Annotated in this window: 14 protein-coding genes; 10 read left to right on the forward strand and 4 right to left on the reverse strand. The window is 51.7% G+C overall.

The genetic code is table 11. From position 1 onward, the window contains the following. Positions 1–3: 3 nt before the first annotated feature. A complete protein-coding gene (locus tag DW033_RS19115; RefSeq protein ID WP_022192124.1) occupies positions 4–702 on the reverse strand; it encodes an NDP-sugar synthase in 699 nt (232 codons plus the stop codon). Between the two features lie 349 nt (positions 703–1,051). On the opposite strand from DW033_RS19115, the gene DW033_RS19120 reads away from it, so the two are divergent. Together DW033_RS19120 and DW033_RS19125 are read left to right on the forward strand one after the other, a co-directional pair. Then, a complete protein-coding gene (locus tag DW033_RS19120; protein ID WP_005856718.1) occupies positions 1,052–1,297 on the forward strand; it encodes an RNA-binding protein in 246 nt (81 codons plus the stop codon). A 123-nt stretch (positions 1,298–1,420) separates the two neighbouring features. Next, the gene (locus tag DW033_RS19125) at positions 1,421–2,659 is read left to right on the forward strand and encodes a hypothetical protein (RefSeq protein ID WP_122383032.1); all 1,239 of its coding nucleotides are present in this window, start codon (positions 1,421–1,423) and stop codon (positions 2,657–2,659) included. A 99-nt stretch (positions 2,660–2,758) separates the two neighbouring features. On the opposite strand, the gene xyl3A is transcribed toward DW033_RS19125, so the two are convergent. After that, positions 2,759–5,365, reverse strand: coding sequence for a xylan 1,4-beta-xylosidase (xyl3A, locus tag DW033_RS19130; protein WP_122383033.1), 2,607 nt, complete (start codon positions 5,363–5,365; stop codon positions 2,759–2,761). A 416-nt stretch (positions 5,366–5,781) separates the two neighbouring features. Here xyl3A and DW033_RS19140 point away from each other — a divergent pair, with 416 nt between their 5' ends. Further along, on the forward strand, positions 5,782–7,017 hold the full coding sequence (locus DW033_RS19140; RefSeq protein ID WP_004291422.1) for a site-specific integrase: 1,236 nt from the start codon (positions 5,782–5,784) through the stop codon (positions 7,015–7,017). A gap of 11 nt (positions 7,018–7,028) precedes the next feature. Then, positions 7,029–7,391 (forward strand): hypothetical protein, encoded by a 363-nt coding sequence (locus DW033_RS19145; protein ID WP_004291423.1) that lies wholly within the window; start codon positions 7,029–7,031, stop codon positions 7,389–7,391. Positions 7,392–7,468: 77 nt separating this feature from the next. Here DW033_RS19145 and DW033_RS19150 read toward each other — a convergent pair whose 3' ends face one another. Both DW033_RS19150 and DW033_RS19155 read right to left on the reverse strand, forming a co-directional pair. Next, positions 7,469–7,774, reverse strand: coding sequence for a helix-turn-helix domain-containing protein (locus DW033_RS19150; protein WP_004291424.1), 306 nt, complete (start codon positions 7,772–7,774; stop codon positions 7,469–7,471). Positions 7,775–7,805: 31 nt separating this feature from the next. Continuing rightward, entirely contained in the window at positions 7,806–8,105 is a 300-nt protein-coding gene (locus DW033_RS19155) for a helix-turn-helix domain-containing protein (RefSeq protein ID WP_004291426.1), read from the reverse strand. Between the two features lie 201 nt (positions 8,106–8,306). Here DW033_RS19155 and DW033_RS19165 point away from each other — a divergent pair, with 201 nt between their 5' ends. The 6 genes from DW033_RS19165 to DW033_RS19190 all read left to right on the forward strand — a co-directional run. After that, positions 8,307–8,669, forward strand: coding sequence for a helix-turn-helix domain-containing protein (locus DW033_RS19165; protein WP_004304264.1), 363 nt, complete (start codon positions 8,307–8,309; stop codon positions 8,667–8,669). Between the two features lie 3 nt (positions 8,670–8,672). Beyond that, the gene (locus tag DW033_RS19170; protein ID WP_004291454.1) at positions 8,673–9,023 is read left to right on the forward strand and encodes a helix-turn-helix domain-containing protein; all 351 of its coding nucleotides are present in this window, start codon (positions 8,673–8,675) and stop codon (positions 9,021–9,023) included. 20 nt (positions 9,024–9,043) lie between these two features. Next, entirely contained in the window at positions 9,044–10,615 is a 1,572-nt protein-coding gene (locus tag DW033_RS19175) for a DUF3945 domain-containing protein (protein ID WP_004291455.1), read from the forward strand. A gap of 60 nt (positions 10,616–10,675) precedes the next feature. Then, positions 10,676–12,763: a type IA DNA topoisomerase gene (gene topB / locus DW033_RS19180; RefSeq protein WP_004291456.1), complete on the forward strand. Its 2,088-nt coding sequence runs from the start codon at positions 10,676–10,678 to the stop codon at positions 12,761–12,763. A 162-nt stretch (positions 12,764–12,925) separates the two neighbouring features. Next, positions 12,926–13,378, forward strand: coding sequence for a DUF1896 domain-containing protein (locus tag DW033_RS19185; RefSeq protein ID WP_004304266.1), 453 nt, complete (start codon positions 12,926–12,928; stop codon positions 13,376–13,378). After that, positions 13,368–15,364 (forward strand): N-6 DNA methylase (locus tag DW033_RS19190; protein ID WP_147423684.1); only part of this gene is annotated, 1,997 nt, incomplete at its 3' end. The genes DW033_RS19185 and DW033_RS19190, both read left to right, overlap by 11 nt.

The raw sequence follows: 15,364 nt of genomic DNA on the forward strand, positions 1-15,364 counted from the left end.
TCTTTATGACTTTAAAAATGATTCGGCTTTCAAAATGTCATCGGCGTGATCCACGTCGATGATCTTGCTGAAAGGATAGGCCTTTAGCCTCAACCCCTCGGCGATGAGCTGCCGTTGATAATTGCGCATTCTCGACATTCCCTGCGAGATGGCGTTGTTCAATACACCCAGAGCCGGACGCCTCAAGCAATAGATACCTCCCGATATGTAACGGCAATCACCGTCTGCCTGATCTAGGAAATTCCGGACGTAAAGTTCGTTGTCTGTTTCTACATATAAGGGTTTCTCGTCGTCAATAAAATCAGTGACGGCCATCAATCCGTCCAGTTTATCCTCTTGGATGAACTGTTGGATATAGCCGCTGAACTCTTCTTCCTTGAAGATCGTGTCTACAGTAGTTAAACAAATCTTATCACCATCCAGATAATGACTCAGCTCGTAGAAGCTGTGCATAGAGCTGGGGGTGGATTTTACCAACAGGTAAAAGGGTATAGGTAGTCGCAGGGCCTTCAGGTAATCCTGTACCTCGGTCATCTCCTCGTTTACGATGATACTGATAGAGGTAGCGTTATTTTTCAAAAAAACGTCTATCAACCGGTCTATCAGAGCGACACCGTTGAGTCTAACCAGAGGCTTTGGCCACTTAACACCTTCTTGCGCCAAGCGGGAGCCTTCGCCGGCGGCAATGATCGCGTAATCCATAACTTTTATTAGTTCAAATAATAATTTCGCAAAGTTACGAGATTTCTGAGATAGTTTTAGGCTATATCGTTGATATAATTGGTCAAAATTTCTATAAATTAGGACTATTTGACTAGAACAACAAAGACGTTATAAAGAGCTTGAATGTTTTTTTGAAAATAATTATCGTTTTATAGTTGCTAATTCAAATAGAATGCTTTCCTTTGTGCCATGAACAAAAGATAGTTTGTATAGCTCTTTTATCTTTTAGCATTTATTCATCAGCGATGATAATACTTTCTTTTAGAGATTGACTTCACCAACCATCCTTGTTTTATTATTAATTTTTATTTTTTTATATCATTTTCGTATGAATATTTACATTGGAAACCTGAATTATCGGGTAAGAGAATCAGACTTACAACAGATTCTGGAAGAGTATGGTGTTGTAGACTCAGTTAAAATCATTGTTGACCGTGACACAAAACGTTCTAAGGGCTTCGCTTTCGCTGAGATGCCTAACGCTGCAGAGGCTCAAAAAGCTATCGAGGAGTTGAACCAAGCTGAGTACGAAGGTCGTCAGATGGTTGTTAAAGAAGCTATCCCTAGACGTTAAATTTTAGAAGAAAGAAATTTTTAAAATAAGACGAAAAAGCGGGGAAACGAGGTGAAAACTTCCGTTTCCCCGCTTTCTTTTTTCAGTGTATTTTGTTTATGTTCGCGAGAAATTTTAAGAGTGATGAAGAATATAGGTGTTAGGAGTCTCATTGTGGGTCTTTGCTTGATGGGATTGGGGAGTTGGTCTCCCTCGCTGAAGGCGCAGATCGCGGATCGTGTCTATAAGACGGATTATCATATCGACCCGGAGAAGGCCCGGGAGTTGTCCGTGGAGTTGGATAATATTAGCTTCTTCAAGGATAACGAGTATACGGGTAAATTTACCAAGGGGTATTCGTTGCCGGGGCTTTGGGTACAAGGCAAAGCGGTTTATTATCCCTTGCGGAATATCAAGTTGGAGGCGGGTGTCCATATGTTGATCTATCATGGGGCGAATAAATATCCGAGCATGGCTTATCAGGATATCGCTTATTGGAAGGGAGACCAATACCAAAAAGGGGTACATGTGTTGCCCTATTTCCGGGCGCAGATGGCCCTCTCGGATCATGTGAACATCGTGCTGGGAAATATTTACGGCGCTTCCAACCATAATTTGATAGAGCCTCTTTATAATCCGGAGTTGAATTTGACCTGCGATCCCGAGGCGGGCTTGCAGTTGTTGTATGACTCGAAGGCTTTCGACTTGGATGTGTGGGTGAACTGGCAGAGCTTTATTTTCCGGGAGGATGTGCATCAAGAGGCGTTTACCGTCGGGATCTCTTCGCGGGTAAAGTACAACGACCCGGCTTCCCGTTTCCATTTCTATACGCCGGTGCAAGGATTGGTGCAGCATAGGGGAGGCGAGATCGACACGATCTTCAACAATTCTGTGCAAACCTTGATGAATGGCGCGATCGGTGTCGGAGGTGTATGGAATACCGGACATCGTATTTTCAAGAACTTGAACGTGGAACTGGATGCTACCGGTTATTATCAGCAAGCGGGAGAGATATGGCCTTTTGACAGCGGATATGGCTTGTATGCCCGTGCTTCCGCCGATATCTATGATTTCCGGGTGAAAACGTCGTATTGGACCTGCAAGGATTTCATCTCTATGTTTGGTAGCCCGTTTTTCGGGGCGGCCTCGATGATTGATGAGGGAGTTACGTTCGACCGTCCGCAAATGATCTATCTGGGGGTGGAATATTCCCGGCAACTAGCGAAGGGTTTCTCGATAGGGGTAGATGTGGACGTTTTCCATCATCTCTCCGGAGATATGAATGATGCGGATGGAGTAAAACAACCGATGGGAAGCGCCACGAGTTTTACGGCAGGGGTTTACATGCGTATCAATCCGTCTTTCTTGATTAAAAAATTCTGATCATTACCTTCATACATAAACACAGTAGTATTCGATTGTGAATACTACTGTGTTTTTCTATGAATACTATTGTGTTCAGCCGTGAATACAATAGTGTTTTTATTCAATTACTAAATCAATCTTTTTCAGTGTCTTATCGTCCGAGGAACCTCCATATAGGATTTGGTATTTACCCGGGCGAACCTCCATGGTCTGCGTATTGTCATTGAAGGATTGGAAAGCTTTCGGTTCCAATTGGATGCTAACCGGTTGTGCGCTGCCAGCCTTCACGTTCACACGTTTGAATGCTTTCATCGCTTTTAGCGGTCCGGCAGGATCGTTCGGGTTCTTGATGTAGATCTGAGCGACCTCGTCACCATCCATCTTGCCTGTATTGGCGATATCGAAGGAGAGGGTAACCGATTCGTTGGAAGCGATCTTATCCTTTGACAACTTAGCGTTCTTATAATCGAATGTTGTATAGCTCAAGCCATAACCGAACGGATAAAGCGGAGTCTGCGTCATGTAACGATAGGTACGGCCTTTCATGCTGTAATCTTGGAAGTCCGGAAGCTGGTCTACGGATTTATAGAACGTGATCGGCAAGCGTCCGGCCGGGTTATAGTCTCCGAATAAAACGTCGGCCACGGCTGTTCCACCTTCTTGTCCGCCATACCAAGCGTTCAAGATAGCGTTTACATGATCGTTCTCCCAGTTCAATGCCAATGCGCTACCCGTACATACCACGTATACCACAGGCTTTCCGGTGGCTACCAAGGCTTTGACCATTTCCTTCTGTACGGCCGGGATCTCGATATTCGTGCGGTCGCCTTTCCGGAAACCTTCAGCGTCTACTAGCATTTCCTCACCTTCCAGACGTGGAGAGATACCACCTACGAATACGATGACATCAGCGTCTTTAACCTTGCTGGCCGTAGCTTGGAAATCTACGGGTGTGCGTACGCCTACCGTAAAGTTCAGATCAGCGCTACCCGTGCGTTGCATGTATTCGATCTTTATGGGATATTTCTCACCTTTCTTAGCGTTTAGCGTATAGAGTTTTTCCGCTCCATATTCGTTTTCCCATACCTCGGCGACTTTAGCCGTATCGATATACAGGCGGAATGCGTCATTTCCGGATAGTTTGAACTCGACAGGACCATCTATCGGAGACTCGAATTCACCCGTAAAGCGAGCCGTGAAATTCGTCAAGTTCACGTTCGGGGCGAATTGGGTGTTACCTCCGGTGGTATAATGAAGCTCTTTCGCTAATCCCTTGTAGGCGGGGGTACCCTCGAACTCGGTATTGTTGAAGAATTCGGAGGCGAAACCCTGTCCCGCCGTGGAAGATACGTGGCTACCTAGGTCTGTCACGACAAAATCGGCGGTATGGTTGCAACCCAGCTCGTAGATAACCTCTGCGTTCGGGACTTTATTGCGGATACCTTCCACGATCGTAACGGTCTTGCTAGGGAAGCCATTGTAGTTGGCCCATAGCATGGTAGAGTCCGCCGCGTTCGGTCCTACTACGGCGATCTTCTTGATATTCTTGTCCAGAGGAAGCATATTATTCTTGTTCTTCAACAAAACGATACTTTTACGTGCCATATCCAGTGCCTTGGCGATATGCTCCGGGCTCTCGACTACGCTGTAAGGTATCTTAGAATAAGGAACCCGCTCGTCCGGATCGAACATACCTAGCTCGAAGCGGCCTTTCAGTAGGCGGCGTAAGGATACGTCCAGATCTTTCTCCGAGATCTTACCGTCGGCCAAGGCTTTGTTTAGCGCACGGTAGCTACCGCCACATTCTAGGTCGGTACCGTTCAATACGGCGTCGGCGGATGCGCTCTCAGCGTCCGGGTGCGTCTCATGACGAGGCGTATTCTTGTCTTTCCTCCAGAAATCATCGATAGCTCCGCAGTCGGAGAGGATGATATTGTCGTATCCCCAACTGTTACGCAAGATATCGATCAATAATTTGTCGCTGCTACAGCAAGGTTTACCCTCGAAACGGTTGTAGGCGCACATTACCTCTTGTACATCGCCTTCCTTAACCAATGCCTCGAAAGCCGGAAGATACGTCTCGTACAAGTCACGAGGGGTAGCTTCTGCGTTGAATTCGTGGCGGTTCCATTCCGGGCCGCTGTGTACGGCGTAATGCTTGGCGCAAGCGTGTGTCTTATAATAATTAGGATCATCGCCTTGCAATCCGCGGGTTACGGCTACACCCATCTTCTCGGTCAAGTAAGGGTCCTCTCCATAAGTTTCCATACCCCGTCCCCAGCGAGGGTCACGGAAGATATTGATATTCGGGGTCCAGAAAGTAAGACCTTTGTAACGGTCGTACTCCTTGTCCTTTTGGTATTGATGGTATTTGGCACGGGCCTCATCGCTGACCATCGTGAAGGTCTCGTGAACGGCGTTATCATCGAAGGTAGCCGCCATGGCGATCGCTTGCGGGAATACGGTCGCACGTCCGGCACGAGCCACGCCGTGAAGAGCCTCGTTCCACCAGTCGTAAGTCGGGATTCCCAAACGCTCGATGGCGGGGGTTACGTTCATCATTTGGCCGATTTTCTCCTCCGGTGTCAGTCGGGATAGTAAGTCGTCGATACGTTCTTCCAAGGGAAGATCCGGATTCCGGAAAGGGTAATCTTGTTGTTTTTCACTACAAGAGGCGGTGAGTAGGAGGGTGATCATCGCTACTGTCAGTTGTTTCATTTTCATGTTATTAAATTTTAGATATTGTTTATCTTACATTATTACTTATTGTAAACTATTTTAAGATAGATCGTTATCTTTGATATTGATGGAGCAAAGTTACTACAAAAAAGTGAAATGCGGAAAGATATAGTGATAGAATTGAGTTACAAGGGTTTTGGTTGAAGTGGCGATAATCCGTGAAGCCATTACAATCCCTGCCGAAGCCAAATCCTGACGCCGCTACGTTACTTGTTCGTAACCATGCCCGAAAATGCGACAAACGGGTACGAATAGCGAAACAAGGCTCTAAGGAATAGTGAGTTATCCATAACTCATGCGAAAAATCAGGTTACGGAAAAAGATTGCGCCGTTCCTCCCCGTTTTGCGTACCAACACCGGACTCTTCACCAACTAATTTTGAAACCCAAAAATTAAGGACAATGAAGAGTACATTTTCAGTAATCTACTACCTCAAGCGTCAGGTAGTGAAAAAGGACGGGACAGTTCCCGTCATGGGACGCATCACGGTGGACGGCAGCCAGACACAGTTCAGCTGCAAACTGACTGTCGATCCGAAACTGTGGGACACCAAAGGTGGACGTGTCACGGGCAGAAGCACGGCGGCACTCGAAACGAACCGTATGCTTGACAAGATGCGGGTACGCATCAACAGGCATTATCAGGAAATCATGGAGCGTGACAACTTCGTCACGGCGGAGAAGGTGAAGAACGCCTTTCTCGGACTGGAACACCGCTACCACACGCTGATGCAGGTGTTCCGCCAGCACAACGAGGACTACGAGAAGCAGGTGGAGGCAGGCATGAAAGCCAAAGGCACGCTGCTGAAGTACCGCACCGTTTACAAGCACATGCAAGAGTTCCTCGACATCCGCTACCATGTGAAGGACATCGCCCTAAAAGAGCTTACCCCGGCTTTCATCTCCGACTTCGAGATGTTCCTGCGCACGGACAAGCACTGCTGCACCAATACCGTGTGGCTGTACGTCTGCCCGTTACGGACGATGGTATTCATCGCCATCAACAACGAGTGGCTGACGCGCGACCCGTTCCGCGAGTATGAAATCAAGAAGGAGGAAACAACACGCAGTTTCCTGACCAAAGATGAGATCCGCCTGCTGATGGAGGGGAAACTGAAAAACGCCAAACAGGAATTGTACCGCGACCTCTACCTGTTCTGCGCCTTCACGGGGCTGTCGTTCGCGGATATGCGCAACCTTACGGAAGAGAATATCCGCACCTACTTCGACGAACACGAGTGGATAAACATCAACCGCCAGAAAACGGGCGTGGTGTCCAACATCCGCCTGCTCGACATCGCCAACCGCATAATCGGCAAATACCGGGGACTGTGCGGGGACGGCAGGATATTTCCCGTTCCGCATTATAACACGTGCCTTGCCGGTATCCGTGCCGTCGCCAAGCGTTGCGGCATCACCAAGCATATCACGTGGCATCAGAGCCGCCACACGGCAGCCACGACGATATTCCTCTCCAACGGTGTTCCCATCGAAACGGTCAGCTCCATGCTCGGACACAAGAGCATAAAGACGACGCAGATTTACGCAAAGATAACCAAAGAGAAGCTCAATCAGGACATGGAGAACCTTGCCGCAAGATTGAACGGCGTCGAGGAATTTGCAGGTTGCACCATCTAAAAAGAAAAGCCATGAAACGTGACACAATCATCATCGAGGACAAGGCAGTCAGCGTAACCGGTAACGACGTGTGGATGACCGCCACCGAAATAGCCGGATTGTTCCATACGACCGTCCCGGCAGTGAACGCCGCCATCAGAGCCGTCCGCAAGTCGGACGTGCTGAACGACTACGAGGTGTGCCGCTACATGCAGCTTGAAAACGGGCTGCACGCGGACGTGTACGCCCTTGAAATCATCATCCCGGTCGCTTTCAGGGTGAATACCTACAACACCCACCTGTTCCGCACATGGCTGGTGGGAAAGGCACTCTCACAAGAGAAACGGCAGACATACGTGATGTTCATACAGAACGGAAAAGCCGGGTATTGCTGATTGCACATACCCCATAAGACAAGTAAACGGGTAGCACCACAAAAGGTGTCACCCGTTTACTTTTTCATGAAACCGCCTCACTCCAGCGGCTTGCGGTAGTTCGCTTCCAGTACCCCGCGCAGCCCCGTTTCCGGGTAAAGCACCTTCCCTCCCAAAAGTATGAAGGGCAACACGCGGTTGTTGCGGTATTCCTGCAAGGTGCGCCGGCTCACACGGAGCAGTTCCGACACCTCGCCGTCCGTCAGGTAACGTTCCCCGTCCAGCGGAGGACGGTAGCTTTCCAGAAATGCGGACAGCCATTTCGAGCCTTTGCGCATATCCTGCACCACAGAGGCTATCGGCTCGTCTTCCATCGTAAAAACATCGTTGTTCTCGTTCATCATAACTTCGGATTCAGTGGGTGAATAAATCAAATCATCTGCCGTGCGGATAGAGCGTGCCGACAAGCGGTATCAGCCGCTTCACCTCCTCTGGCTTGTAATAGAACCTGCGGTTTATCTGCGAGTAGCCGATAAGCCGCCTGTCACGCAGCGTCTGCAACGTGCGCGGGCTTATTCTCAACTGCCCGCAGACCTCCTCGCCCGTGAGCCATCTTTCCATGCGCCCCGTGTCGCTTTTGCGCCTCAGGGCGGCGACCTTCTCCGAGAGTGCGCCGAATGCCGCCACCATCATCTCGAAAGTCTTTTTCTCGATAGATACTATTTCCATATTCATGTCATTTAGAGTTTGCCGCAAAGGTAACGAAACGGCATACAAGACGTATCGTTTTCCGCTGAAAGGCTGCCTGTTGCGCCGTTTGACCGGGTTACGGAGCCATCTTCCGCAAAAATCTTACGTGAGTCACGTAGTGAGTTGTTAAAGCCCCTTTTGTTTATTGCCGAATTTTGTCGCAGAAACAAAAAGAAAGGACTGAACATGAAAGTGATAACAATGGAAAGTTCCGCCTACAAGGAGATGATGGCGCAGATTGCGAACATCGCAGGGTACATCCGCGAGGCAAGGGACGAGAAGAAACGGAAGCGGGAAACCGAAGACAAGCTGCTTGACACGGCACAGGCGGCGAAGATGCTCAACGTGAGCAAGCGCACCATGCAGCGTATGCGCACCGACCACCGTATCGAGTATGTGGTGGTACGCGGAAGCTGCCGCTACCGCCTTTCCGAGATACTGCGGCTATTGGAGGACAACACAGTAAGGAACGAGGAAGGGACAATAGACACCCTGTTCCACAACCACACGCTGCGCACGGGCGGCAAACCAAAAGGAAGGAGGACATAGGTCATGGAACTGCTCACACGAAACAACTTCGAGGGCTGGATGCAGAAGCTGATGGAACGGCTCGACCGTCAGGACGAACTGCTGCTGGCGATGAAGGCTGAGGGGAAACAGCCCACTATCACGGAAAGCATCCGCCTTTTCGACAATCAGGATTTGTGCATGTTGCTCCAGATAAGCAAACGCACCCTCCAACGCTACCGCAGCGTAGGCGCATTGCCCTACAAGACGCTGGGCAAGAAGACCTATTACAGCGAGGAGGACGTGCTGACATTCCTTTCCAACCATATCAAGGACTTCAAAAAGGAAGATATAGCCTTCTACAAGGCTCGTATCCATAATTTCTTTCATAAATAACCCATTAAAACATTTTTCAGATGGCAAAGAAAAAAGACGAAAAGGACGTGCTGGTAGTCCGTGACGAGAAGACAGGCGAGATCAGCGTGGTAGCCGGGCTGAACGCGGACGGCACACCCAAGCGCACCCCCGCAAAAGCGGAGAACGCGCAGAGTTTCCTGCAATTCGACCGACATGGCGACGTGCTGGACAACTTCTTCAAGAACTTCTTCCGGCAGTGCAAGGAACCCAGCCGCTTCGGTTTCTACCGCATTGCGGCAGACCAAGCTGAAAATCTCTTAGAGGTGATGAAGCAACTGCTGAAAGACCCCGAAGCGAACAAGGAGCTGCTCGCCCCTCACAAGGTGGACACCTCCGACTATGAGAAGAAGGTGCAGGAAGAGATGGCAGCACAACAGACAGAGAAACAAGAACCTCAAAAACAGGAGAACATGGAACAACGGAAAGAACAGCAACAGGACAAATCCGAACAGATGCAGGGCAAACGTGGCTACCAGCCCATCGACGAGAGTAAAATCAACTGGCAGGAGCTGGAGGACAGATGGGGCGTAAAGCGGGACAACCTTGAAAAGTCCGGCGACCTTACGAAGATGCTCAACTATGGCAAGTCCGACTTGGTAAAGGTCAAACCGACCTTCGGCGGCGAATCATTCGAGCTGGACGCCCGCCTCTCCTTCAAGAAGGACGGTGAGGGAAACATCAGCCTCGTGCCGCACTTCATCCGCAAGGAGCAGAAGCTGGATGAGTACAAGGAACACAAATTCTCCGACAATGACCGGAAGAACCTCCGCGAAACGGGCAATCTCGGTAGGGTCGTGGACATTGTGGACAGGGAAACGGGCGAGATCATCCCCTCCTACATCAGCATCGACCGCAAGACGAATGAAATCACGGACATTCCGGCAAGCAGGGTGCGCATCCCGGAGCGCATCGGCAAGACGGAAATCACCACGCAGGAGCGGGACATGCTCCGCGCCGGACTGCCCGTACGCGACAAGCTCATCGAGCGCAACGACGGCAGAAAGTTCGTCACCACCCTGCAAGTGAACGTGGAGCAGCGCGGCGTGGAGTTCGTGCCGGGAACCGGCAAGTCGCCCCGTACCGCACAGACACAGGAAACCAAAGGCGACACATCGAAAAGTCAGGCGCAGGGCGGGGAAAATGCCGCACAGACCAAGAAGGAGCAACGCCGCAACACGTGGACGAACGAGGACGGCAGCATCCGCCCCATCAGCAAATGGAGCGGCGTGAGCTTCACCGACCAGCAGAAAGCCGACTATGTGGCGGGTAAAGCCGTGAAGCTGGAGAACGTGACCGACAAGCAGGGCTTCCATGCCACGATGTATATCAAGTTCAACCCGGAGAAGGGACGCCCGTACCGCTACGACACGAACCCTGACAATGCACAGCAGGTTGCTCCGTCCAACGAGAGCCGCACGCAGGTGGCGGTGAACAACGATGGCAAGACCAACGAGGCTACAAAGAATCTGAGAGAGCCGTTGCAGAAAGGTCAGACCAACCCGAAGGACGCCCGCCAGCAACAGCAGCAGGAGAAGCCGCAGAAGAAAACGGGCAAGGGCATGAAAATGTAATCCCGTGTCCGCCACTGAATCCAAAATAAAATCCAAAGTATCAACAAAAAAGAAGAAGACATGAAGACAATCATTGCAGAAAAGCCCTCCGTGGCACGTGAAATCGCCCGCATCGTGGGCGCGACAAAGAGAGAGGAAGGATATTTCGAGGGAGGCGGTTATGCCGTGACATGGGCATTCGGACACCTCGTTCAGCTTGCCATGCCCGACGGCTACGGCGTGCGCGGATTTGTCCGTGACAACCTCCCGATTATTCCCGACACATTCACGCTCGTCCCCCGTCAGGTCAGGACGGAGAAAGGTTACAAGCCCGACAGCGGCGTGGTGTCGCAGATAAAAGTCATCAAAAGACTGTTCGACACAAGCGAACATATCATCGTGGCGACCGATGCCGGACGCGAGGGAGAGCTTATCTTCCGCTACCTCTACCACTATACGGGTTGCACCACTCCTTTCGTGCGCCTGTGGATCAGCTCTCTCACCGACAAAGCTATCCGCGAGGGACTGCGGAAACTCGAAGACGGCAGCAAATACGACAACCTCTACCTCGCCGCCAAAGCGCGGAGCGAATCCGACTGGCTCGTGGGCATCAACGGCACACAGGCGTTATCCATCGCCGCCGGACACGGCACGTATTCCGTGGGGCGGGTGCAGACACCAACGTTGGCTATGGTATGTGAACGCTACTGGGAGAACCGCCGCTTTACGTCCGAAGCATTCTGGCAGCTCCATATCGCAACGGACGGTTGCGACGGCGAAGTCGTGAAATTCTCATCCTCCGAGAAATGGAAAGAGAAAGAACCGGCGATGGAACTATATAATAAGGTAAAGGCGGCAGGTTGCGCCACTGTCACGAAAGCCGAGCGCAAGGAGAAGACGGAGGAAACTCCCTTGCTCTACGACCTGACCACGCTCCAGAAAGAAGCCAACGCCAAGCACGGCTTCACGGCGGAACAGACGCTTGAAATCGCGCAGAAACTCTACGAAAAGAAGTTGATAACCTATCCGAGAACGGGAAGCCGCTACATCCCCGAAGACGTGTTTGCCGAAATTCCCAAACTGCTCGCTTTCATCGGCACACAGCCCGAATGGAAAGACAAGGTGCGGGCAAAAGCCGCCCCGACACGCCGCAGCGTGGACGACGGCAAGGTGACAGACCACCATGCCCTGCTCGTCACGGGTGAGAAACCGCTCTTCCTCTCCAAAGAGGACAATACCATCTATCAGATGATTGCCGGGCGCATGGTCGAGGCATTCTCTGAGAAATGCGTCAAGGATGTGACCACTGTCACGGCGGAATGTGCCGGAGTGGAGTTTACCGTAAAAGGCAGCGTCGTGAAGCAAACCGGATGGCGTGCCGTCTATGGCGAGGAAAAAGAGGAAATTACCATCCCCGGCTGGCAGGAAGGCGACACGCTGACACCGAAAGGCTCGTCCATTACCGAAGGAAAGACCAAACCCAAGCCGCTGCATACCGAAGCCACCCTGCTCTCGGCAATGGAAACGGCGGGCAAGGAAATTGAGGACGACGCACTGCGGCAGGCGATGAAGGACTGTGGCATCGGTACTCCCGCCACACGCGCCTCCATCATCGAAACGCTTTTCAAGCGCGGTTACATGGAACGCTGCAAGAAGTCGCTTGTTCCCACCGAAAAAGGACTTGCCCTCAATTCCGTCGTCAAGACGATGCGCATCGCCGATGTTGCCATGACGGGCGAATGGGAAAAGGAGCTGGCGCGTATCGAGCGCGGGGAACTGTCCGACGACACCTTCCGCAAGGAGATAGAGGCGTACACACGTGAGATAACCTCCGAACTGATCTCGTGCGACAAGCTCTTCGGCAGCCGTGACTCCGGCTGCGCGTGTCCCAAGTGTGGCACGGGCAGGATGCGGTTCTACGGCAAGGTGGTACGCTGCGACAACACGGAGTGCGGACTGCCCGTGTTCCGGCTGAAAGCGGGACGCACCCTGTCCGACGATGAAATCAAAGACCTGCTCACCGAAGGGCATACCAAGCTGCTCAAAGGGTTCAAGAGCAAACAGGGCAAGAGTTTCGATGCTGTTGTCGCCTTTGACGGGGAATATAACACGACTTTTGTGTTCCCGGAGGCTAAAAAGGACAAGAAATTTTCAGGACGGAAGAAATAGTATTAACTTTGCCACTTGTTCAGAGTAATGAATTGTTCTTCGATACCGGATTACACTCATACTTTGGATTTAGTGGTGGCACTCGGAGGGATACCGAGTGCCTTTTTCTTCCTTTTTCCAACCGATTATCCCGTTAATTATCAATCCGCTAAATCCAAAGTAATGAACAACAAGAAGAAAAACGAGGGTCAGACCGACTTTTCCTATTACGGTCTGTACCTGCTGGACTATCTCCGCACGAACAAGTTTGAACAGGCTGACGACACCGCTTTCATACGGGAACGGGCCGACCGTGCCGCCGAAACGTATGAGAGGGCACGGCTTGAAGGCTATCCCGCCGATGGTGCGCAGGAACTGGCGATGGACACGCTGCTGCGCGGGCTGCATTATTCCCGTTACGCCATCCTCCGCGAAGTCGTGGAAAACGAGTTTGCCGATGAAGTGCCGGAAGAGAAGCGTGAAGCCTTTGTCCTGAAACTGCTGCCGCTTGTCGGCAACGTGTTCTCCGTCTATGACCTCTCGGATGACAATTTCGCCCTGTCTTCCGATTACGACCTGCTCTACACGGAGCTGACGGGAGCAACCGTCCTTTACTTAGACGAATATGGCGTTTAACCGCAAACAGAAACTGCGGGACAACATCGAGGCGATACGGACGGCATTCATCCTTGACAGGGAAAATAGGACAGCGACAACCGAAGAGCGTGCCATACTTCAAAGGTACTGCGGTTTCGGCGGTCTGAAATGTATCCTCAACCCTGCAAAGGAACTGACGGATGCCGTCCGGTGGGCGAAATCCGACCTCGAACTGTTCGCCCCGACGGTGGAGCTGCACAGGCTTATCCGTGAGAACAGCAAGGACGAAACAGAGTACAAGCGGTTTGTGGATTCGCTGAAAGCGTCCGTGCTGACCGCTTTCTACACCCCCAAAGAGATAACCGACACCATCGCGGACGTGCTGGCAGATTACAGCGTCCGCCCCGCCCGTATGCTCGAACCGTCGGCAGGTGTCGGCGTGTTCGTGGATTCCATGCTGCGGCACAGCCCCAATGCGGATGTGATGGCTTTCGAGAAGGATCTGCTCACGGGTACAATCTTGAGGCATCTCTATCCCGACCAGAAAATGCGCACCTGCGGTTTTGAGAAAATCGAAAGACCGTTCAACAATTATTTCGACTTGGCGGTGTCCAACATTCCGTTCGGTGACATTGCCGTGTTCGACGCGGAGTTTCAGCGGAGCGACTCTTTCGGCAGACGCTCCGCCCAGAAAACCATCCACAACTATTTCTTTCTCAAAGGACTGGATGCCGTGCGTGACGGCGGTATCGTGGCGTTCATCACCTCGCAAGGGGTATTGAATAGCACCAAGACCTCCGTGCGTAACGAGCTGTTCAGTCAGGCCAATCTGGTATCCGCGATACGCCTGCCCAACAACCTGTTCACGGACAACGCGGGCACGGAGGTGGGCAGTGACCTGATTGTCCTGCAAAAGAACCTCAGCAAGAAGGAAATGTCGCAGGACGAGCGGCTGATGACCGTGATACAGACGGACACGAAAACCGCCCTGACCGACAACGCCTATTTCATCCACCACCCGGAACGCATCGTGCATACGATGGCGAAACTTGACACAGACCCCTACGGGAAGCCCGCTATGGTTTATCTGCACGAGGGCAAGGCAGCAGGCATCGCCGGGGATTTGCGCCGTATGCTCGACGAGGATTTCCATTACAGGCTTGCCATGCGCTTGTATTCGGGTTCAATCCGGCAGGCAGGAACGGAAGAAAAAGTTGCCGTTCAAAATAAAGTAGAGCGTCCTGCCATAAAATTGGAAACAGTATCCTCGGCGCAGACGGTGGAAACTCCGACAGAAAAGCCGCAACCCGCAGATGAAAAGCCGGAGATAGAACCGCGCCCGCAATATTCCGCAGGCGTGCAGCTCACCCTGCTTGACCTCTGGGGGATGACGGAAGAGGTCAGCCAACCGAAAACCTCCAAAAAGAAAAAGACGGTGAAAAAGGCAGTTACGGCAAAGTCCACTCCGCCCAAACCGAAAGTCACGGTTACACCGACAGCTCCAACTGCAAAACCCGCAATGGAGAATAAGGAGGTGAAAGCGGAGAACACCGCCAAGCCTGCCGACCCGGACGACATCTATGCCACACTGGACTGGGATACCAATCCTCCCATCAACGGTTTCTATGAAATGATGATGGGTTTGACGCCGGAGCGTAGGAAAGAACTTCGGGAACTGGCAAGGCAGCATAACGAGAAACAAGTGGCGGAAAAGACGGAAGTGAAAGCCGTGCCGGAAACTTCCCGTGAGCAGCCACGACAGGAGGAAACACAGCCGGAGGCAGTCGCCGCACCTGCCGTTACAGATACCCCATCGGAAGCGGTGGGGACTTTCCTTTTCCCCGACATCGAAGCGGAAAAGCCGAAGGAGGAAGTCGTGGACCTTTCTCCGCGTGCCTACCACCGCACGCCGGAGATGCACCTGCGCGAAGGGTCGCTGGTGGCTGACCGGGGGCGTCATAACATCGGCTACCTGAAAGACATCACGCCATACGGGGCGACATTCCAGCCGCTCGACCTGAAAGG

Source organism: Parabacteroides sp. AF39-10AC, from assembly GCF_003635405.1.
GTDB classification, from domain to species: domain Bacteria; phylum Bacteroidota; class Bacteroidia; order Bacteroidales; family Tannerellaceae; genus Parabacteroides; species Parabacteroides distasonis.

What these genes read in the sequence shown, in the direction of transcription:
- DW033_RS19155 (WP_004291426.1), bottom strand. Translation starts at nt 8,105, where the DNA reads ATGAATATGGAAATAGTATCTATCGAGAAAAAGACTTTCGAGATGATG.
- DW033_RS19170 (WP_004291454.1), top strand. Translation starts at nt 8,673, where the DNA reads ATGGAACTGCTCACACGAAACAACTTCGAGGGCTGGATGCAGAAGCTG.
- DW033_RS19145 (WP_004291423.1), top strand. Translation starts at nt 7,029, where the DNA reads ATGAAACGTGACACAATCATCATCGAGGACAAGGCAGTCAGCGTAACC.
- DW033_RS19140 (WP_004291422.1), top strand. Translation starts at nt 5,782, where the DNA reads ATGAAGAGTACATTTTCAGTAATCTACTACCTCAAGCGTCAGGTAGTG.
- DW033_RS19175 (WP_004291455.1), top strand. Translation starts at nt 9,044, where the DNA reads ATGGCAAAGAAAAAAGACGAAAAGGACGTGCTGGTAGTCCGTGACGAG.
- DW033_RS19120 (WP_005856718.1), top strand. Translation starts at nt 1,052, where the DNA reads ATGAATATTTACATTGGAAACCTGAATTATCGGGTAAGAGAATCAGAC.
- xyl3A (WP_122383033.1), bottom strand. Translation starts at nt 5,365, where the DNA reads ATGAAAATGAAACAACTGACAGTAGCGATGATCACCCTCCTACTCACC.
- DW033_RS19165 (WP_004304264.1), top strand. Translation starts at nt 8,307, where the DNA reads ATGAAAGTGATAACAATGGAAAGTTCCGCCTACAAGGAGATGATGGCG.
- DW033_RS19185 (WP_004304266.1), top strand. Translation starts at nt 12,926, where the DNA reads ATGAACAACAAGAAGAAAAACGAGGGTCAGACCGACTTTTCCTATTAC.
- DW033_RS19125 (WP_122383032.1), top strand. Translation starts at nt 1,421, where the DNA reads ATGAAGAATATAGGTGTTAGGAGTCTCATTGTGGGTCTTTGCTTGATG.
- DW033_RS19115 (WP_022192124.1), bottom strand. Translation starts at nt 702, where the DNA reads ATGGATTACGCGATCATTGCCGCCGGCGAAGGCTCCCGCTTGGCGCAA.
- DW033_RS19150 (WP_004291424.1), bottom strand. Translation starts at nt 7,774, where the DNA reads ATGATGAACGAGAACAACGATGTTTTTACGATGGAAGACGAGCCGATA.
- topB (WP_004291456.1), top strand. Translation starts at nt 10,676, where the DNA reads ATGAAGACAATCATTGCAGAAAAGCCCTCCGTGGCACGTGAAATCGCC.